The following is a 19,554-nucleotide window of genomic DNA, read 5'->3' on the forward strand; positions in this document are numbered from 1 at the left end:
GCAACCACACAAGCAAATAAACCGATGAAATTATACCTACTCGATAACTTCGATTCGTTTACTTACAATCTAGTCGATCAATTCCGCAGCCTAGGTTGTGAAGTTGTCATTTATCGTAATGATGTCAGTGCCGATTATGTGGCTGAAAAGCTCATCAATGAAACCGGTAAAACGGCATTGGTGTTATCACCCGGACCTGGTGCGCCTCATGAAGCGGGTTGCATGATGGAACTCATTGGCAAAGTGGCTGGTAAAGTCCCAATGCTTGGCATCTGTTTAGGTCATCAAGCCATGGTTGAATATTATGGCGGCAAAGTAGAACGAGCACCGTTTGTTGTCCACGGTAAAGCCAGCCCGACCTTCCATAATGGTCAGGGCGTATTTGCCAATTTACCCTCCCCATTACCGGTTGCCCGTTATCACAGCTTAGTTGCGACTAAAGTACCTGACTGTTTAGACGTTATTGCCACCACAGATGACATGCCAATGGCAGTATTGCATCCACAACATCAAGCAATGGGCTTTCAATTTCATCCAGAATCAATTTTAACCACCTTAGGCAGTCAGTTACTTACGCAGACATTGGCGTATTTAACCCAAGACAATGCCTTTACTGGAGGTAAGTAATGGATAATCTGCAAACCTTATTCGACCATCTGTACCAAGGTAAGCCATTAACTCGCGAACAAATGGCACAAGTGTTTAGCACTATTATTCAAGGTGATATGCAACCTGCTACCATGGCGGGTATGTTAGTGGCGCTAAAAATGCGCGGCGAAACCATTGATGAAATAGCCGGTGCAGCAGACGCATTACGCCAAGCCGCTAAACCTTTCCCACGCAGTGATGCCTCAAAACAAAGCGGCATTGTTGATATTGTCGGTACAGGTGGCGATGGCCATAACACCATCAACATTTCGACTACAGCCGCATTTGTTGCAGCAGCTGCGGGGGCAAAAGTAGCAAAACACGGTAACCGCAGCGTATCAAGTAAGTCTGGTTCTTCTGACTTACTGTCACATTGCGGTATTGCGCTCACCATGGCACCAGACGCTGCAAGCCTATGTTTAGATAAGCTTGGCTTATGTTTTCTATTTGCGCCGCATTACCATGGCGGAGTGAAACACGCAGTACCAGTAAGACAAGCGTTAAAAACTCGGACTATTTTTAATGTGCTAGGCCCATTAATTAACCCAGCAAGCCCAGAATTTATGCTATTGGGCGTCTATACACTTGAACTTATCGAACCTATTGCGCAAGTACTTCATGCCCTTGGGGTTAAACGCGCTATGGTGGTGTATGGCAGTGGTTTAGATGAAGTAGCATTACATGATAATACTCATGTGGCAGAACTAAAAGACGGTGTGGTGCGTACTTACCAACTTAGCCCTGAAGATCTCGGTGTTAACCGTGCAGACATAGCACAGCTAACGGGTGGAGAACCAGCAGACAACGCTTTAATCACTCAAGCCATTTTACAAGGTAAAGGCCTCCCTGCTCATCGAGATGCCGTGGCGATTAATGCAGGTTGTGCTTTGTATATCAGTGGTATTTGCGACTCAGTTCAAGCCGGTACTCAGCTAGCACTTGCCACACTCGCCAGCGGTACAGCTTTTACCTTATTAACCGATTTAGCTGCCGCGAGCCAAGCTGGAGAACACAATGAGTAAGCCAGAAAGTAATGTATTAACCCGTATCATTGATACTAAAGTGGCACATATCGCCGCGCTAAAACTGCGTTTCCCTGAAGCCAGTCTACAGCCTAAAATATCTGACCGTAGCTTATACGATGCCATGAAAGCACCTAATGCTCAGTTTATTTTTGAATGCAAAAAGGCCAGCCCTTCTAAAGGGCTTATTCGCCCTGTATTTGATGTTGAAGCCATCGCAGATATTTATGTCCATTACGCTGCTGGCATCTCTGTGCTAACCGATGAACAGTTTTTCCAAGGTGACATGGACTACATCCCAAAAGTCCGCGCAAGGGTAACTCAACCGATTATCTGTAAGGACTTTTTTGTTGACCCGTATCAAGTGAAATTGGCAGCCCATCAAGGTGCTGATGCCATTTTACTGATGTTGTCAGTACTTGATGATAAGCAATATCGTTTATTAGCCAACGAAGCGGCTAAGTATCAATTAGATACCTTAACTGAAGTCAGTAACCAAGCAGAATTGATTCGAGCGATTGATCTCCTTGCCCCAATAATTGGTATTAACAATCGTAATTTACGCGACTTAAGTACTGATTTAGCGACAACTGAGTTATTAGCACCACAAATCCCAGCAGACAGAGTGGTCATTAGTGAATCAGGCATTTATAACCATCAACAAGTTTGCCGCCTGAATCCATTGGTTGACGGTTATCTTGTTGGCAGTTCAATTATGGCGCAAGACGATATTGATTTAGCGTGCAGACAGCTTATTTTTGGAAACAATAAAGTCTGCGGTTTGACTAGAATTGACGATATTGAGGCAGTAGCTACAGCTGGGGCGGTATTTGGAGGGTTAATTTTTCATCCCAAATCACCTAGAGCCGTAACACCTGCACAAGCAAGTGAATTAATCACCCAAATGCAGCAACGTAATATTGGCTTAAATATGGTGGGTGTGTTTGTTAATCACCCCGTTGCAGATATCGCTTCATTAGCCCAAACACTGAATCTTTTTGCAGTCCAATTACACGGCAATGAAACTGAACTTGAAATCACAGAATTAAAAGCGTTACTTAAGCAACAACAGCTCAATACCGAAATTTGGAAAGCCGTTGCAATTGACAGTAATAGCGGCGAAGTGAGCCAAAAACCTGCTGGCGCCGATCGTTATTTATACGACAGCAAGTCAGCACAACAATTTGGCGGCACCGGTCAAACGTTTAATTGGCAAGCAGATATTGATGATAAACAAGATGCGATGTTGGCGGGAGGATTAACCCCAGACAATGTTTATCTAGCAAGCCAACAAGGATTTTATGGGGTCGACTTAAATTCAGGAGTAGAATCTACCCCTGGCCATAAAGACCACCAAAAACTGATTGCTGCATTTACTCAATTACGCCGTAATTAATTTTCTATTTACGACACTTTTTTTAGTTAAAAACATTATTACTCGAAGGGAATATTTATGACCGAGCTCAAGCTTAACCCTTATTTCGGCGAATACGGTGGGATGTACGTACCGCAGATTTTAGTGCCTGCATTAAAACAACTCGAAACGGCCTTTGTTGAAGCACAACAAGATGAAAGCTTTATCGCTGAGTTTACCGACCTGTTGAAAAACTATGCTGGCCGCCCAACAGCGCTAACACTTACCCGTAATTTAAGTCCAAATCCGCTGGTGAAAATCTACCTAAAGCGTGAAGACTTACTCCACGGTGGTGCGCATAAAACCAACCAGGTATTAGGTCAGGCTTTGTTAGCTAAGCGTATGGGTAAAAAAGAAATCATTGCCGAAACAGGCGCTGGCCAACATGGTGTGGCCACAGCCCTAGCCTGTGCGCTTTTAGGCTTAAAATGTAAAGTCTACATGGGTGCAAAAGACATTGAGCGTCAGTCTCCAAACGTATTTAGAATGAAGCTAATGGGCGCTGAGGTTATTCCAGTGACATCGGGTTCATCAACCTTAAAAGATGCTTGTAACGAAGCCATGCGCGACTGGTCTGCAAGTTATGATAAAGCGCATTACTTATTAGGTACAGCAGCCGGCCCGCACCCATTCCCGACAATTGTGCGTGAATTCCAACGAATGATTGGTGAAGAAACCAAGAAACAAATTCTTGAAAAAGAAGGTCGTTTACCTGATGCCGTTATCGCTTGTGTAGGCGGTGGCTCGAACGCTATAGGCATGTTTGCCGACTTTATTGACGAACCGTCAGTGGAATTAATTGGTGTAGAACCTGCTGGTAAAGGCATTGATACCCCGATGCACGGCGCGCCGCTTAAACATGGTAAAACCGGTATTTTCTTTGGGATGAAATCACCCTTAATGCAAAATAGCGACGGTCAAATTGAAGAGTCATATTCGGTTTCAGCGGGGCTTGATTTCCCATCCGTTGGGCCACAACATGCACACTTAAATGCCATTGGTCGTGCTCGTTATGAGTCAGCAACCGATGATGAAGCACTTGAAATGTTTCAAACGCTCGCTCGTTGCGAAGGGATTATTCCTGCATTAGAGTCTGCCCATGCCCTAGCCTATGCTGTACGCATGGCAAAAGAAGCCACTAAAGAAACTATTTTAGTGGTTAATTTATCCGGCCGTGGTGACAAAGATATTTTTACAGTGGCAGATATTTTAGAAGCCAAACAAAAACAACAGGAGAGCGGCAATGAGTAACCGTTATAAAGCAAAATTTGCTGCACTGAAAGCACAAAATAAAGGTGCGTTTGTTCCTTTTGTGACCATTGGCGATCCGAGCCCTGAATTATCGTTAAAAATTATTCAAACCTTAGTCGATAATGGTGCGGATGCTCTTGAATTAGGCTTTCCTTTTTCAGATCCATTAGCCGATGGCCCTGTTATACAAGGTGCTAACTTACGGTCATTAGCGGCAGGTACAACTTCTAGTGATTGTTTTGACATCATCACTAAAGTCCGCGCTCAACACCCTGATATGCCTATCGGATTATTGCTTTATGCCAACCTAGTTTTTGCTAATGGTATTGATGAGTTTTACGCTAAAGCTCAAGCTGCTGGTGTTGATTCAGTGTTGATTGCTGACGTGCCTGTTGAAGAGTCTGCTCCCTTTAGTAAAGCCGCCAAAGCACATGGTATTGCACCGATCTTTATTGCACCGCCCAATGCTGATTCTGACACCTTAAAAATGGTCAGTGAACAAGGTGAAGGTTACACCTATCTATTATCACGAGCTGGCGTCACGGGTACAGAATCCAAAGCTGGTGAGCCAATTGAAAACATTCTGGCACAGCTGGCCGAGTTTAATGCGCCGCCACCGCTATTAGGTTTTGGTATTGCCGAGCCTGAGCAAGTGCGCGCCGCTATCAAGGCTGGAGCCGCTGGTGCTATTTCAGGTTCTGCAGTGGTTAAAATCATTGAAGCACATCAACATGATGAAGCCACGTTACTCGCGAAACTGGCTGAATTTACCGCTACAATGAAAGCGGCGACATAAGCCCCATTTTTGGTCGAAAAAGGAGCAATTTTATTGCTCCTTTTTTTATGTCCGTTATACTAGGACAAATATCAACCAACTCGGTGTTATATGAAAAGTTCGTTAATAGGGATTTTAACGATTACCATTCTATTTGTTAGCTACAGTCTTGAGGCTGTAGACACTTCCCCACAACCTAAAACTATCGTCACTTATAATGCTGCAATTCATGGGATTGACCCAAAACAAGCGTATTTTGTCTCGTTACTTGAACTTGCGTTAGAAAAAAGTCGCGATAAATATGGTGACTTTCAAATGAATGCCGCCATGATCCAAATGCCACAGGGTCGAGCACTTAAAATGGTGGCTGATAACACGATTATTGATGTTGTCTGGACCATGACCAGCATCGAACGAGAAGATCAATTACAAGCTATTTATGTGCCATTGCTTAAAGGACTAATGGGTTACCGAATTGGGTTAATCCGTAAAAATGATCAAGCTAAATTTGATAACATACACTCCATAGAAGACATCAAAAAAACCTTAATTGGCCAAGGCGCTGATTGGCCAGATGTGCCAATTTTGAACAGTAATGGTTTTACAGTCACATCGGGCAGTGATAGTCGTTTAATAGCGATGTTACTGAAAGGTCGCTTTGACTACTATCCCCGCTCAATACACGAACCATGGCGAGACTTGGACCGTTATCCAGATGTCGTACTTGAACGAAAAATTTTATTAAAATACCCCGCCCCCATTTATTTTTTTGTCAGTAAAGACAACACATCCTTAGCTAGTCGCATTGAATTCGGCCTAAGAAAAGCCATCGATGACGGTAGTTTCGACGACTTATTCTACAACCATCCAATCACTCAAGGTATGCTCAGTAAATCAGAGCTGGATAACCGCACTGAATTTGTGTTGCATAATCCCTTTTTATCTAAAAAGAGTGCTGATCTACTCAACGAAACTCAGTTATGGCTCACCTTAAAGCAACAATGATCACTCAGGGAGCAATAGCACAACTGCTTATGGTTCATAAACACTATCTCATCATGTTACAATCGGCATATATTGTCGTAGTGACAGCGGTTTGTTGTCCTTTTCCTGCAAGAGATTTTTATGAAACAACTGTTAGACTTTTTACCACTTGTCATTTTTTTTGCCGTTTACAAATTCTATGATATCTACGCAGCAACAGGAGTATTGATTGCTGCCACGGCTATTCAACTCGTCATTACCTATCTGATTTATAAACATATTGAAAAAATGCATTTAGCCACCTTCGCCATGGTGACGGTATTTGGTTCCCTCACCCTATTTTTCCACGATGATGCTTTTATCAAATGGAAAGTCAGTATCGTTTATGCCTTGTTTGCTATAGGGTTAATTGCCTCACAAATCATGGGAAAATCTGCGCTTAAGAGCATGTTAGGCAAAGAAATGAAAGTGGACGATAGAATATGGGCCCAAGTCACATGGTATTGGGTTGGATTTTTTGTATTATGTAGTTTCGCCAATATTTATATTGCGTTTAATTTACCTTTAGAAACCTGGGTTAATTTCAAAGTATTTGGCTTAACCGCCCTTACCTTAATTAACACAGTAATAACGGTAGTTTATCTGTATAAAAATATGCAAGATGACAACTCGCAACCTACTGATAACCAATAATTGTTTATGTAAAATCAAATAAAGGAAGCAGCTATATGTGGTATATGATTTCATCTCAAGATGTTGAAAACAGTCTAGAAAAGCGTTTATCTGTTCGTGCTGAACATTTAGCACGTTTACAAGCTTTAGCCGATGAAGGCCGTTTATTAACTGCCGGACCACACCCTGCAATTGATAATGAAAATCCTGGTGAAGCGGGTTTCACAGGATCATTAGTTATTGCTGACTTTCCTTCATTAGAAGATGCACAAGCTTGGGCTGATGTGGATCCTTATATCGGTGCTGGCGTGTACAAAAGCGTTATCGTTAAGCCATTTAAACGAGTGCTTCCTTAATGAAAATAGTTTCTTTTAATATCAATGGTATTCGTGCTCGTTTGCATCAACTGCAAGCTCTCATTGACAGTCATTCACCCGATATAATTGGCTTACAAGAAACCAAAGTGCATGACGAAGCTTTCCCAGTAGCTGATGTTGAGGCTATGGGTTACAAGGTCCATTATCATGGTGGCAAAGCACATTATGGCGTGGCTATGTTGTCAAAAGCAGAACCTGTCAATGTTATTAAAGGTTTTGAAACCGATGATGAAGACGCGCAACGCCGCCTGATTATTGGTCAATTCAAGCAAGATAATGGCCGCATATTAACCGTTTTCAATGGCTACTTTCCACAAGGTGAAAGCATCCATCATGAAACAAAGTACCCTGCGAAACGTAAGTTTTATCAAGACTTAATGGTGCATTTAGAAAAGCATCATAGCGCAGATGAAGACATCGCGATTATTGGTGACATTAATATTTCGCCAACCGATTTAGACATCGGTATTGGTGAGGTTAACGCCAAACGTTGGTTAAAAACCGGTAAATGTAGTTTCCAACCAGAAGAACGTGAATGGTTAGCACGTTTACAGCAATGGGGCTTTATCGATAGTTTCCGTCAATTACACCCTACTCGCACTGAACGTTATTCATGGTTTGATTATCGTAGTAAAGGTTTTGATGATAACCGTGGACTTCGAATTGACGTCATTCTGGTCACAGAGTCAATGTTGCCACTATTAGTTGAGTCAGATGTAGATTACGAATTACGCGGTATTGATAAACCATCAGATCACGCGCCAATTTGGAGCACATTTAGTTAATCGAAGTGGATGTTAACTGACGCTTAGATTAAACGACATAACGCTTGAACAAAAAACGCTATGCCTAACAGCATAGCGTTTTTTTATGATTGTTGACTCTGCGTTAGCCATTAGCTCTTGTTAGTAGTTAACCCATACAAGCCGTTAACTAACTTAAACTTGGAATAATAAACACCTTTCAAACTGCCCCCTATCTTGCTAACTTTATTGAATTAACTTGCAGTAGGCTTAACTAAAAAAAGTAACGGCTAGACACTTGCCATTGTTGCTCAAGCAGTTCGGCCGATTCATTAAGATACGCTCTAGCAGGTCGAGTTGAATCGACAGCATTATATTCAAATTGAATAAACCACGGTCTATCGAGTTGATATTGATACGCAAGGGTCAATGATTGGCCATCTTCATTATTATTATCTTCAGGAGTAAGGTCATTATCGGTAACAGAAAAGTCTTCAACTCTTAGGCTTAATCTGTGCTTGTCCCAACGTTTGCTCAATAACACGTAGCCAGAATAAAAATCATTATCGACCACAGGATAACCGTCAGTATTGGTCATTAAGGTGGTTCCTTGCATAAATTGACTGATTAAACTGACACCAAATGGCAAACGCCATTTTGCCCCGATGTGACCAAACTGGGTCAACCACACATATTGACCTTGCTGAACAATATGCGTATTGGCGTTATTGTCATAATAACCGGCTTGAACACTGCCTTTATTACGCCAAGTCCACTTTGCGAGTACATGGCCACCGATACGGTCGTCAAGTTCAGTAAAAGGATCTGAGTTAGCGGCTTGAACATCTAACATACCACCCTCTTCCATTGCAGGAATGGCAGTGATGGGAATGGTTTCTTGCACTAAGGTTTGTCTTGAGGTTTGAGTCCAGCCATGCCAGGCCAACATAGCTCCAGTGGTATCGTTAAACATAAATGCTTCAGCTGTTAATGAAAAATCATGCTCTGATTGCCGATATTTCCCTAATGATTCAACCGTTGTCGACAGGCCAACATGCCTGACTTCTTCGGCTAACCAACTATTAATGGTTGAATAGTTTAAGGTGAAAGGCGACGCCCACGCTGTAGCAACATTTTCTAACGATATTTGCGGATACATCAAGCCAAACTGAACATCAAACCGAATACCTTGCTCACTCGGAATATCACGATAACGTAAAATGGCTTCAGTGATACCTAATCCATTATTGATACCATCAACATATCCATTCGCCACAATACGACTCGACCAAGCATCGCCCCATTGGCTGTGATAACTTAACCCCAGTTGTGATAAGGCTAAGTGTGCACCATTATCAACGCCAAACTTGCCCAATCCACCATCCAAATATGAATCGATGCTATCAGCATAACCAACACGGACATCAATCACGCCACTGACATCATGCTCAACATCCATACGACCATTCATGTCAGGGTCCAATGAGTCGGCATAAACACAGCTACTCACATACAGTAAGCAACACACTATCCTTGTAAGTAAGCCGCAAATAATCAATTCTCCTACAGGTAATCAGATTGCCCTAACCAGTCATTAAACTGCTGCTCAGGCAATGGACGCGACAAGTAAAAGCCTTGGCCCATTTCACAGTTAAGTTTGGTTAACCATTCTAAAGTAGCCTTGTCTTCTATGCCTTCGGCAACCACTTTAAGGCCCAAATTATGAGCTAATTGTAGCGTCGATTGCACTATAATTTGGTCAGCTTCATTTTCCAGCAACTTTTGCACAAATGACTTATCAATTTTAAGTTCATCGACTGGCAGTTGTTTCAATTGCGCCAATGAAGAATAGCCCGTGCCATAGTCATCTATTGATAACGTCAGTCCATTTTTACGCAGTAAGGTAAGCTGCTTTACCGCAAGTTCAGGATCTGACACTACCGCATCTTCAGTTATTTCTAACGTCATCGCCGCAACCGGAACATTATGCTCAGCGAGAGCATTAATAACCCAGTGACAAAATTGTTCATCTTTTAAATTTTCAGCCGAAATATTTACCGCTATACACATATTAATACCCAGTAATTGCCAACGATGATATTGATCCATCGCTTCGGTAATCACCCAACGAGTTAATGCATCCATTTGCATGGTTTTCTCGGCGATAGGGATAAACGTATCAGGTGGAATAATGCCTCTAGCAGGATGATTCCAACGAACGAGTGCCTCAACATGGGTAATTTTTTGTTTGGCTAAGTTTAATTTGGGTTGGTAATACAACACTAACTGATTTTGCTCAATAGCCACTTTAAGTTCATTAATGAGCTGAAAACGTTCAATACTATTTTTATCGATATTGGCGTCGTAGATTTGATAGTCACGCTTATTTATTTTAGCATGCTGCAGAGCGGTATCAGCTTGTCTTAGTAGGGTAACAATATCTACGTTTGGCTGATAAAAACTGACACCAGCAGTAAACTGCAAATGTAACATTACATCTTGATAGTGATAATCTTGGCCAATTTGATGTTGGAGCTTTTTGAGAAGCACATCAAACGATTGATGTTCACAATGCTTAAATGCTAAAACGAATTCATCACCCGATAATCGATAAGCTAGGGCATCGGGATTTACCTCACATAAACGCTTAGCCACTTCTTTAATCACCTCATCGCCTACAGCGTGACCTAACGTGACATTAATTTCAGTCATGCGGCGAATATTAATTAAACACAGCCCCATCGTTGACCCCGCGACTAACCAAGGTTCAATCGTGCGCTGTAATTCATTACGATTGCCTAAATTGGTTAATGGGTCATGATAAGCTTGATGAGCAATGGCTTTTTCTCGTTGTAAAATAGCTTGCTGCATTGAGGTAAATTCAGTGGCTAATTGTTGTAGCTCAATACTGGAATCGACACTCACACTGGAGTCATAATTACCTTGTGCGATAAAACGTGCTTGGGCTATTAATTGTGTGATCGGCCGAGTGATACTGCCCGATATCCAAAATGCCAACAACAAAGACACCGGTAACATCATAACTAACACTGCGACTTGTTGTAACCACTGTGATTCTATTGAAGCCAACAAATCAGAGCGGGATTTGTACATATAGGCATGTAAAGACTGGCCATCGACTTCACCTAAAAATTGCTTCCACAGAATATAATCGTGGTTGGTTTTCTCTTCGATGATATAACGCGATAATAGTGAGGTTTCATCGTCTGGCAACGACAGACCAGAATGGCCAACCGCAATGACATTATTTTCGGTTGTTAACATAAAACCGCTGTTTAAACCGGTGAGCTTCTGCAACGAATTAGCTAAGGTATCATCGATAAGAAACCCAAAACCCACCCAACCGATAACGCTATTACCGCCACTGGTGAGTGGTGAAAACTTAATTTGATACAGTTTATTATCTAATAAATAAAATGGGCTCAGTGTTTCAAACTCGGAACCTAACTTGTATCGAAACACTTCACTCTGTTCCGAGCCCAAAGCAACGGATTCACGACCTAATTCACCTTGCGAGGCCACCAGCTGGCCAATAACGTTACCTTCGGCAGACACCGCCATTGCTAAAGATGCATTAATCCGACTGCGATGATTATTTAATGCCACCAGAAAACTACGATTATCACCATCAATAAAGATATCTTTTAAGCCAAAGTCTTTTGCGGCCGTCGCGGCAAATGCCGCCAAATAATAGTTTCGGTTATCGTATTGCGACTCGAAAACTAAGCTCGCTACTTCAAGTTGATTGGCCACATACTGTTGCTCTAACCTTTGATTAGCTTGGTATGTTAACCAAAAAGACAAACTCAATACGGTAATGATTAACAATACAAAAAAAGCAAAAATCCGTGTTTGCAGCCGATTAAAAAATAGCAATACTAGTATCCTTCTAAAAATTCAAATTCATCTAAACTTTGCTGGCTGGGGATACTATCAAAATCTGCCTGCAGTGTAATAGTCATCGTGTTATCACTGGGAAAATGAACAGGTTTCACTTGCTGATTATCAGGCATTTTTAACTGTGGATGCCACACAACCAGCTTAAAGTCATCTGCCGGTAAATGCTCAAATGTCACTTTTCCTTGTAAATTAGTCACAGCATAAAATGGGGTGTCGACCACCAATAAATGCCCCGACATCCAGTCATGCACATTACAGCCCATAGACACATGCCCTGTTTGCTCAAATCTCAATATTTGCTGTTGTTGCTGATGACGAAGTTTGAATGAAAAACGCTTAGGCCCTAGTGCTGAAAAAATATGATGAGTAATATCATCTTCATTGACAAAAGCCACATCATTACCTTTTTGTACAACGGTAATATAAGGAGAGAATTGCTTATCTTTTTGATGAACTTCAGCTTTATGTGGAGCAACTGTGGTCACAATATTGGCAGGAGCGCTTGGGAGTAAATACACCACCATGTTTTGTGCTGGTTGACCTTGAGCGTTTAGCACCACAATGTTTTGAGGTGCCGCGTTCACGATAGAGATGCCAAATAATATACCGCTTAAGGTCAGCGTTATAGCAACACGTGTAGAGGTAATGATCATTGATACTCCTGATGATGTTTGCTTAATGACACAAGAAAGCACCGAAATAAGGTGGCGATAACAAACATGCACCATGCTATTCACAGATATCTAATCGTGTAATGTTACTAATTTAAGTGGTGTTCAACGCTTAATTCGAGTCCGAACACTCAAACCCCACTTAACAACTTAGTAACAGACCAGATACCTTAGTACTTTATTTCAAGCTAATCAAAAATATATCAACGATCTCCTCTTTATTGATAAAGCCGTAAGCGCTAGATTCTATATTGACTTAAAATCGCCGCTAAACCTTTAGACGATTGATTCAAATCTTTAGCTAATACACCAGCTTGTTTAGAAGTACTGCGAATCGTTTCCGATTGATGACGAATTTGATTAAGTTGTGAGGCAATATCCCTTGCAGACATGCTTTGTTGTTCCGCGGATGCAGCTATTTGGCTGCTCATATCGAACACCGCATTAATAGACTCAGCCATATGAGTAATATCATCACCCACCGCTTTGATACTGGCACTCCCTTGGTCTGCTTCAGTAACTATCACATTGGTAATACCGGTCAGCTTTTTGGAGCCTTGTTGCAACCCTTCAATCATTTTTTGAATTTCTACGGTGGCTTTTTGGGTACGCCCTGCAAGGGTACGCACTTCGTCCGCCACGACCGCAAAACCACGACCTTGCTCACCGGCACGCGCCGCTTCAATGGCGGCATTTAATGCCAATAAATTGGTTTGTTCGGAAATACTATCAATAGTGGTAACGGCATCATTAATTTGGGTAGCATCACGAGAAAGTTGCTCTACAGATGAAAATGCTTCAGCGATACGCTCAGATAGGTAACTAATACGTTTAACCGCATCGTTAATCTTACTTTGACTTTGCTCTATTTGCGTTGCATTTTGCTTAGTATTTAATGACGTATCACTTGCGTGATGTGACACATCGGCAATAGCCGCGGTCATTTGATCCATGGCATGTGCCACAGAGTCTAAAAAGTGATGTTGTTGATCTATCAGTTCGTCATTGGTACTGGCTTGATTATTAAACTCGTTGCCAGCAATAGCCAAGGTTTCAGCATTACTACGGATAGCACCAACCATTTCACTCATGTTGTCAGCGCAACGGTCGACCTCATTAGCAATTAAACTAAAGTCATCAGTACCAAAAAAATTTAATCTCATGGTTAAATTACCGTCGGCTAAACGTTTGATTGCCATGTACATATCCCACAAACCTCCGCCTAGTGAAGTAGAGATCCAGTAACTCAATTGAAATAATGGTAACAAGCCCACTAATGCCATGATTAACATAAAATTAATTTGGCTTAACGGCTCTTGTTCCCACTGCTGAACATTTTGATTTATCGTTAAAAACTGATTGCCAACACCCGCAGATGCTGTTATCACGTCACCACTTCTTAACGTATTGTCGCGCCCAGATAGTTGCAATTGATTATCTTGGGCAAATTGCTTAAGAGCTTCATTTGCTAAACCTTGGTTATTAGCTACCGAAGCATAACTTTCAATACTTGCTTTAACACGCTGTAACGATGTTTGTTCAATTAAATCGTGTGTTTGCTGGTAATTCATTAAGGCAACAACACTGGTGATCAATGCAACTAGCGAACAAACCAACCAAAATTTTCCATTCAGGCTAAGTTTAATTAACATTGCATCAATTTTTCTAAACTGGATTTGCTTCATATAAGCTTCCTAAGGCAATTTGCCACTATCTCAAAGTGAGAACAAAACGACATAAACAAATAACACCAAAACAAACGTCAATTAATATTATACAAGAGTCTGATTATCCAGATTCATTTACTATTCAATAACCGTAATTTTAAGTTTTTTGTCTTAACACAATAACAATGCCTAAGTGTGCATACACTTAGGCATTTGACTTAATTATTATCGACTTAAACGAGTAAAACTTAAGTGCTATCGCTCACGAAAATAGCTAGACCGATAGAAACTTATTGAGCGGTAAATCACGATGTCGAGTTCCGGTTGCAGCAAAGATCGCATTGGTTAAACTCGGCGCCACAGGAGGTACCCCCGGCTCACCCACACCAGCCGGTTTAGCGGTTGACGCAATAATATGAGTTTCAATTTCTGGGCATTGAGGTAAACGCAATAAAGGATAATCATGGAAATTAGACTGCACGACTTTACCGCCTTTAAAGCTTATGTCTCCCATCATAGCTAAACTCAAGCCAAAAATAATCGCACCTTCAAGCTGCGACTTAACACGGTCTGGGTTTACTACAGTCCCTGCATCCATTACCGCAATAGACTTAATCACTTTAAGTTTGTTATCAACCACTTCAACTAATGTCGCAACGGCAACGTAGCTCACAAAGCTGCGATGCACTGCCATCCCCCAACCTTGGTTTTTACCCGCTTTAGGGGCTTTAGCTAATGCAGCTTCTAATGTATCGAGCACCTTGAGATAACGGCCCACATCAACAGGATGCTCAGCTAGCTCTTCACCATAGTTACCGTATTTGAAACCTTGGTTTTCAAAGTTTTCTATCCGTGGTTTACCCAGTAATTCACGCCACATTTGTACACATGGCTTATTGGTTTTTACTGCTAGTTCGTCAACAAAGCTACCAATACCAAAGGCATGTTGAATGTTACATACCGAGCGCATCCAACCGATACGGGTATGTGCTTTAGCCTTAACTGACTCGAGTTGAATGCTTTCAAGGGCTAACGGCACGTCGCTAAAGCCTAAATCTAATTCACCATCAGAAGGATATTCAACACCTTCTGCAAAGGTTGAGCTGATTGAAGGGAACCCTGTTCTGGCTAGCAACGCTGTAGGCATGCTGTTGCCATCAACTTTAGCCTGATACATTTGCGCACTAATGGCATGGTAATAGCCATTTTGAATCTCATCTTCTCGGCTCCAACATACCTTGACAGGCTTATTAAGCTTTTGCGACAAAATAGCGGCTTCAACACTAAAATCTGGTTTTGATTTACGACCAAAACCACCGCCTAATAAGGTGACATTGACTTTGACTTGCTCTTCTTTAAGCCCTAATGCACCTGCAACATTTTGTTGGGTACTTTGCGGCGTTTGGCTTGATGCCCACAACTCACAGCCATCTGCGGTCACATTTGCTGTCGCCACTGGTGGTTCCATCATCGCATGAGTAAGATAAGGAACCGTATAAACGGCACTCAAGGTGTGTTCTGCTGGCCAGTCCGTTACTGAAGTGCCCAACTGACGGATCACTTTACCTGGCAGCTTAACGCGCTCAACCAAACCTTTAAGATACACATCAGAGTCATGACTGTCGTTTACTGACTCTGACCATGTAATCGCTAATGCTTTACGGGCTTCAATGGCACTCCAGCTGTTGGTGGCAATAACCGCTACGCCGCCTAGAGCCTGAAATAACGGCGCACCTTTTGGTACTGGTAAGGTAATAATATCGACCACACCAGCAATTTTACGAGCTTTAGCATCATCAACGCTAACCACATCACTGCCTAACACTGGCGGGCGAGTGATACTGGCATACAACATTCCATCAAGCTTAATGTCATATCCGTATATTGCTTTGCCCGTTAGCATCGCATCCATATCGACAATAGTATGAGACTTGCCAATATGAACAAATTCGCTTTCAGGCTTTAACGTAACCTTGTCCAGCTCTGGCATAGTCAGTTTTGATGCCGCTAATGCAAGCTCACCATAAGATAAGCTTTTATTACTGCCTTTATGGTGTACTTTGTGCGCCTTGGCATATACCTCAGTAACGGGTACTTTCCATTTATCAGCAGCGGCTTGTTCAAGCATGGTACGTGCTGTTGCGCCCATTTGACGCATACGATGATAATGCTTACGGATACTGCGGCTACCATCGGTGTTTTGGCTACCATAGCGTTTATCAGCTAGCCCCTGCACTACTACAACTTTATCCCAGTCGGCTTCTAATTCATCGGCTAAGACTTGCGGAATACCGGTGCGAATACCTTGGCCCATTTCTGAACGATGGCAGGTTAAATACACTTTGTTGTCTTCACCGATGGCGACAAATAAATTCATCAATGCCTGTTTGTCTTGTGCCAGTGCCATTGGGCTCCACACTAAACTTGTGCCACTAAGGGCTAAACCACCGCCCACAGCACCAAAGAGTTTAAGCACGTTACGGCGACTAATGTTTTCAACTGCGGTAAATGTCGTCATGATTACGCCTCCGAAGCTGATTTGATCGCCGCTTTAATACGCGGGTAAGTTCCACAACGACAAATATTGCCCGACATTGCATCGTCAATTTGCGTCTCTGTTGGTTTAGCTGTGGTTTTTAATAACGCAGCAGCAGACATTAATTGCCCCGCCTGACAGTAACCACATTGCGGCACATTATGTTCAAGCCAAGCGTCTTTCAATTTTTGCGCTTCAAGACCTTCAATGGTTGTCACTTGTTTGCCCTGTACTTGCTTAAGGCTGGTCAAACAACCACGCATTGGGCTGCCATCAACATGAATGGTACAAGCGCCGCAGAGTCCTGCACCACAACCAAACTTTGTACCTGTTAAACCAAGTATGTCGCGCAAAGCCCATAGCACTGGCATATTAGGATCGGCATCAAGGGTAAAGTCCTTACCGTTGACCATTAATTTTTGTGTTGGGGTTGTCATAATTAATCCTTATTATCTAACCAGCGCGCTAAGTCAGCAGGCGTATCAATATCAAATTGCGCTTGTTCCATTGGAATAATGTTCAAGCTATTATTTTTATCATGTTGTTTTAGAATACTTTTAGCACCTTTATCGCCATCGATCGACATTAGCACAGCAAAATCTTTAGCTAAAAATATCGCTGGAACACCCACATTTTGTCGATAAAAAGCACAGCTTGTTAACCCATTTTGCTGATAGCGTTCGATAAGGTGTAAATAGTCATCAACATCAATGGCGACTTGGTCAGCAAGCACGAGCAACAATGCATCGGCTTGCTGTTCAATAGCGTATTGGCTGGCATGTTTAACGGAGCTGGATAACCCTTGTTGCCAATCAGGGTTAATGATCTGATGGCTTGTTGCGGTTATTGCCATGATCTCGTCATTAAGATGAGCGCCTAACACTACTGCTGGCGCTTTTATTCCTGCGGTGGCTGTCACCTTGTTAAGTGATACGATGCTGCGGGCTAATAAACTTTGATTACCTTTTACTTTAGCGAGCATTTTGGCGCCATGAAATCGGCTACTGGCACCAGCGGCTAAAATAACGGTAATGATATTGGGCTTCATTATTGACCCGCCATTACAACATCACACTATCAAGACTAGTGAGCTTGCTGTTATACAGCACGCCATGACACTGAGATAAAATACTCAACGCAACAGAGCCTGGCAGTTCACCACCTAACGCTAATCCTGCTGGTGCAGAGAAATAACCGCTAAAGTCTTTCAAACTGAGTTCTGCCATATCCAATACTTTATCGCGCCGATGTACTGGACCTAACAATGATATGTAGGCCAGTGGCAACGGTTGCAATGTTTTTAGCGTTTTAGCATCAATCTGTAAATTATGGCTCATGATAAAAGCCGCATCTAACCCACTGAGTAAATCAGTAGATATCGACGATGTCGGGTGTTTCATAATGTGGCAGCCCGGAAAATCATAGGTGCGAGCATAAGCAGTACGCTCATCAAATATCGTCACTTTCCAGCCCATGGTTTGTGCCATTTGGGCTATAGGTTTGGCATCTAATCCGCCGCCAAAAATACCAATATGCACCGGCGGGCGCAGTGGAATTTGCAGTAACGTTTTATGTTGCTCAGTCACTTTAAGGGTTTTGGTATTTAGGGTAATAGGTGCTGCGTCACTAGACGCCTCTACAAAGTGGCCAGATATCTGATGGCTTGAAACGCCATCGGCAACAATCTCAAGCTGGTATGTACCACGATCACCACGCATTAAAGCATCATGAACACTCACCAAACCAAGGTAATTGTTCGCTTTATTCAGCGACACCATCATGATATTGACAATACCACCACAGCCCAGCTGATAACTGGTATCAGACTCATCCGTTGCGTCATAGGTTAACTGAATAACTTGCTGAGTTTGAATAGCGCGCTGGGCGTGACGACGTAAATCCGCCTCAAGACAGCCACCACTTAACATCCCCAGGCTTTTACCCATTGGATGAAATAGCATTATGGCGCCAGGTTTGCGGTAAGAAGACCCTTCTACTTGGGTAAGAACGGCAAGTACCCAGTCTTCTTGATAAGAAGGTAACCAGGTATCGAGTAAATCAACGAGGTGTTGAACCATGTTGGTTGTCCATCATTTGTAAACGCATTAGCTTAAGCTAACAGACTGGCTTTACAATGCAAAGAATCAATGGTTTCAACTTATTAATAAATAACCTCAATGACCTGATTACATAACAAATTGTTAATCAAATAACTGATCGGCAACAAAAGGGTTATGTTGTCGCTCGTCGGCGAACGTCGACATTGGTCCATGGCCGGGAATAAAACTGACATTGAGCCCTAATGGCCACAATTTGGTGGTAATGGAGTGAAGTAAGTCTTGATGATTGGATTGGGGGAAATCAGTACGACCAATTGAGCCTCTAAATAGCACATCACCGACCCAAGCTAAATTAGCTATTTTATCATAAAAAACAATGTGTCCTGGTGTATGCCCTGGGCAATGTAACACCTGTAAATGCTGCTCACCTACACTAACCTCATCACCTTCATTTAGGTACTGGGTTGGTTCAAAAGCTTCAGTGCGTGGAAAACCAAAGTTTTGACTTTGTTTAACTAAGTTTTCTAACCAAAACTTATCCGCTATGTGCGGACCAATAATCGGCACTGCTAATTTTTTGGCTAATTCAGCTGCACCACCGACATGATCAATATGACCATGGGTTAATAATATTTTTTCAACATTTACTCCTAACTTAGCCACCTCAGCTAAAATCCGGTCAATGTTGCCACCAGGATCAACAACCGCAGCCTTTAAGGTTTTTTCACACCAAATAACACTACAATTTTGCTGAAAAGGCGTTACGGGGATGATTTGATACTTCATTGGCAACCTCGTCTTATGATCATTTGG

At 42.3% G+C, this 19,554-nt stretch carries 18 protein-coding genes; 9 read left to right on the forward strand and 9 right to left on the reverse strand.

Going from position 1 to position 19,554, the window contains the following annotated elements; genetic code table 11:
• Positions 1-24 precede the first annotated feature (24 nt).
• The 9 genes from H5181_RS09175 to xthA all read left to right on the forward strand — a co-directional run bounded on the left by H5181_RS09175 (position 25) and on the right by xthA (position 7,928).
• A complete protein-coding gene (locus H5181_RS09175) occupies positions 25-627 on the forward strand; it encodes an aminodeoxychorismate/anthranilate synthase component II (protein WP_182750913.1) in 603 nt (200 codons plus the stop codon).
• Complete coding sequence (gene trpD / locus H5181_RS09180) at positions 627-1,670, forward strand: anthranilate phosphoribosyltransferase (protein ID WP_102036508.1); 1,044 nt, start codon at positions 627-629, stop codon at positions 1,668-1,670. The genes H5181_RS09175 and trpD overlap by 1 nt, the downstream gene beginning before the upstream one ends.
• Entirely contained in the window at positions 1,663-3,066 is a 1,404-nt protein-coding gene (gene trpCF, locus H5181_RS09185; RefSeq protein WP_182750852.1) for a bifunctional indole-3-glycerol-phosphate synthase TrpC/phosphoribosylanthranilate isomerase TrpF, read from the forward strand. Before trpD ends, trpCF begins: the two co-directional genes overlap by 8 nt.
• Before the next feature lie 57 nt (positions 3,067-3,123).
• On the forward strand, positions 3,124-4,335 hold the full coding sequence (gene trpB, locus H5181_RS09190; protein ID WP_011636898.1) for a tryptophan synthase subunit beta: 1,212 nt from the start codon (positions 3,124-3,126) through the stop codon (positions 4,333-4,335).
• Positions 4,328-5,131, forward strand: a complete 804-nt coding sequence (trpA, locus tag H5181_RS09195; RefSeq protein WP_182750853.1) for a tryptophan synthase subunit alpha — start codon at positions 4,328-4,330, stop codon at positions 5,129-5,131. Before trpB ends, trpA begins: the two co-directional genes overlap by 8 nt.
• 90 nt (positions 5,132-5,221) lie before the next feature.
• Positions 5,222-6,115 (forward strand): ABC transporter substrate-binding protein, encoded by an 894-nt coding sequence (locus H5181_RS09200; protein WP_182750854.1) that lies wholly within the window; start codon positions 5,222-5,224, stop codon positions 6,113-6,115.
• A gap of 120 nt (positions 6,116-6,235) precedes the next feature.
• A complete protein-coding gene (locus H5181_RS09205) occupies positions 6,236-6,787 on the forward strand; it encodes a septation protein A (RefSeq protein ID WP_011636895.1) in 552 nt (183 codons plus the stop codon).
• A 35-nt stretch (positions 6,788-6,822) separates the two neighbouring features.
• Positions 6,823-7,122 carry a YciI family protein gene (locus H5181_RS09210; protein ID WP_011636894.1) on the forward strand — a complete coding sequence of 100 codons (300 nt, stop codon included), beginning with the start codon at positions 6,823-6,825 and terminating at the stop codon, positions 7,120-7,122.
• The gene (xthA, locus tag H5181_RS09215) at positions 7,122-7,928 is read left to right on the forward strand and encodes an exodeoxyribonuclease III (RefSeq protein WP_182750855.1); all 807 of its coding nucleotides are present in this window, start codon (positions 7,122-7,124) and stop codon (positions 7,926-7,928) included. Before H5181_RS09210 ends, xthA begins: the two co-directional genes overlap by 1 nt.
• Before the next feature lie 232 nt (positions 7,929-8,160).
• Here xthA and H5181_RS09220 read toward each other — a convergent pair whose 3' ends face one another.
• The 9 genes from H5181_RS09220 to H5181_RS09260 form a co-directional block, all read right to left on the reverse strand.
• The gene (locus H5181_RS09220; RefSeq protein ID WP_220491685.1) at positions 8,161-9,357 is read right to left on the reverse strand and encodes a hypothetical protein; all 1,197 of its coding nucleotides are present in this window, start codon (positions 9,355-9,357) and stop codon (positions 8,161-8,163) included.
• A 92-nt stretch (positions 9,358-9,449) separates the two neighbouring features.
• Complete coding sequence (locus H5181_RS09225) at positions 9,450-11,783, reverse strand: EAL domain-containing protein (protein WP_182750857.1); 2,334 nt, start codon at positions 11,781-11,783, stop codon at positions 9,450-9,452.
• Between the two features lie 2 nt (positions 11,784-11,785).
• Positions 11,786-12,460 (reverse strand): hypothetical protein, encoded by a 675-nt coding sequence (locus H5181_RS09230; protein ID WP_259397017.1) that lies wholly within the window; start codon positions 12,458-12,460, stop codon positions 11,786-11,788.
• 257 nt (positions 12,461-12,717) lie between these two features.
• Positions 12,718-14,163, reverse strand: a complete 1,446-nt coding sequence (locus H5181_RS09235; protein ID WP_182750858.1) for a methyl-accepting chemotaxis protein — start codon at positions 14,161-14,163, stop codon at positions 12,718-12,720.
• 256 nt (positions 14,164-14,419) lie between these two features.
• Positions 14,420-16,663 carry a molybdopterin cofactor-binding domain-containing protein gene (locus H5181_RS09240; RefSeq protein WP_182750859.1) on the reverse strand — a complete coding sequence of 748 codons (2,244 nt, stop codon included), beginning with the start codon at positions 16,661-16,663 and terminating at the stop codon, positions 14,420-14,422.
• Between the two features lie 2 nt (positions 16,664-16,665).
• The gene (locus H5181_RS09245) at positions 16,666-17,118 is read right to left on the reverse strand and encodes a (2Fe-2S)-binding protein (protein ID WP_059747435.1); all 453 of its coding nucleotides are present in this window, start codon (positions 17,116-17,118) and stop codon (positions 16,666-16,668) included.
• 2 nt (positions 17,119-17,120) lie between these two features.
• The gene (locus tag H5181_RS09250; protein WP_123776920.1) at positions 17,121-17,729 is read right to left on the reverse strand and encodes a nucleotidyltransferase family protein; all 609 of its coding nucleotides are present in this window, start codon (positions 17,727-17,729) and stop codon (positions 17,121-17,123) included.
• Positions 17,730-17,742: 13 nt separating this feature from the next.
• Entirely contained in the window at positions 17,743-18,759 is a 1,017-nt protein-coding gene (locus tag H5181_RS09255) for an XdhC family protein (protein WP_182750860.1), read from the reverse strand.
• Between the two features lie 123 nt (positions 18,760-18,882).
• Positions 18,883-19,527, reverse strand: a complete 645-nt coding sequence (locus H5181_RS09260) for an MBL fold metallo-hydrolase (protein ID WP_011636884.1) — start codon at positions 19,525-19,527, stop codon at positions 18,883-18,885.
• Between the last annotated feature and the right edge of the window lie 27 nt (positions 19,528-19,554).

This window comes from Shewanella sp. SG44-2, assembly GCF_014164215.1.
Lineage (GTDB): Bacteria > Pseudomonadota > Gammaproteobacteria > Enterobacterales > Shewanellaceae > Shewanella > Shewanella frigidimarina.

Excerpts from the sequence above, each read along its gene's own strand:
- trpCF (WP_182750852.1), top strand. The coding sequence starts at position 1,663 with ATGAGTAAGCCAGAAAGTAATGTATTAACCCGTATCATTGATACTAAA.
- trpA (WP_182750853.1), top strand. The coding sequence starts at position 4,328 with ATGAGTAACCGTTATAAAGCAAAATTTGCTGCACTGAAAGCACAAAAT.
- H5181_RS09245 (WP_059747435.1), bottom strand. The coding sequence starts at position 17,118 with ATGACAACCCCAACACAAAAATTAATGGTCAACGGTAAGGACTTTACC.
- H5181_RS09240 (WP_182750859.1), bottom strand. The coding sequence starts at position 16,663 with ATGACGACATTTACCGCAGTTGAAAACATTAGTCGCCGTAACGTGCTT.
- H5181_RS09220 (WP_220491685.1), bottom strand. The coding sequence starts at position 9,357 with ATGAATGGTCGTATGGATGTTGAGCATGATGTCAGTGGCGTGATTGAT.
- xthA (WP_182750855.1), top strand. The coding sequence starts at position 7,122 with ATGAAAATAGTTTCTTTTAATATCAATGGTATTCGTGCTCGTTTGCAT.
- H5181_RS09200 (WP_182750854.1), top strand. The coding sequence starts at position 5,222 with ATGAAAAGTTCGTTAATAGGGATTTTAACGATTACCATTCTATTTGTT.
- H5181_RS09255 (WP_182750860.1), bottom strand. The coding sequence starts at position 18,759 with ATGGTTCAACACCTCGTTGATTTACTCGATACCTGGTTACCTTCTTAT.
- H5181_RS09210 (WP_011636894.1), top strand. The coding sequence starts at position 6,823 with ATGTGGTATATGATTTCATCTCAAGATGTTGAAAACAGTCTAGAAAAG.
- trpB (WP_011636898.1), top strand. The coding sequence starts at position 3,124 with ATGACCGAGCTCAAGCTTAACCCTTATTTCGGCGAATACGGTGGGATG.
- H5181_RS09260 (WP_011636884.1), bottom strand. The coding sequence starts at position 19,527 with ATGAAGTATCAAATCATCCCCGTAACGCCTTTTCAGCAAAATTGTAGT.
- H5181_RS09175 (WP_182750913.1), top strand. The coding sequence starts at position 25 with ATGAAATTATACCTACTCGATAACTTCGATTCGTTTACTTACAATCTA.
- trpD (WP_102036508.1), top strand. The coding sequence starts at position 627 with ATGGATAATCTGCAAACCTTATTCGACCATCTGTACCAAGGTAAGCCA.
- H5181_RS09230 (WP_259397017.1), bottom strand. The coding sequence starts at position 12,460 with ATGATCATTACCTCTACACGTGTTGCTATAACGCTGACCTTAAGCGGT.
- H5181_RS09250 (WP_123776920.1), bottom strand. The coding sequence starts at position 17,729 with ATGAAGCCCAATATCATTACCGTTATTTTAGCCGCTGGTGCCAGTAGC.
- H5181_RS09235 (WP_182750858.1), bottom strand. The coding sequence starts at position 14,163 with ATGAAGCAAATCCAGTTTAGAAAAATTGATGCAATGTTAATTAAACTT.
- H5181_RS09205 (WP_011636895.1), top strand. The coding sequence starts at position 6,236 with ATGAAACAACTGTTAGACTTTTTACCACTTGTCATTTTTTTTGCCGTT.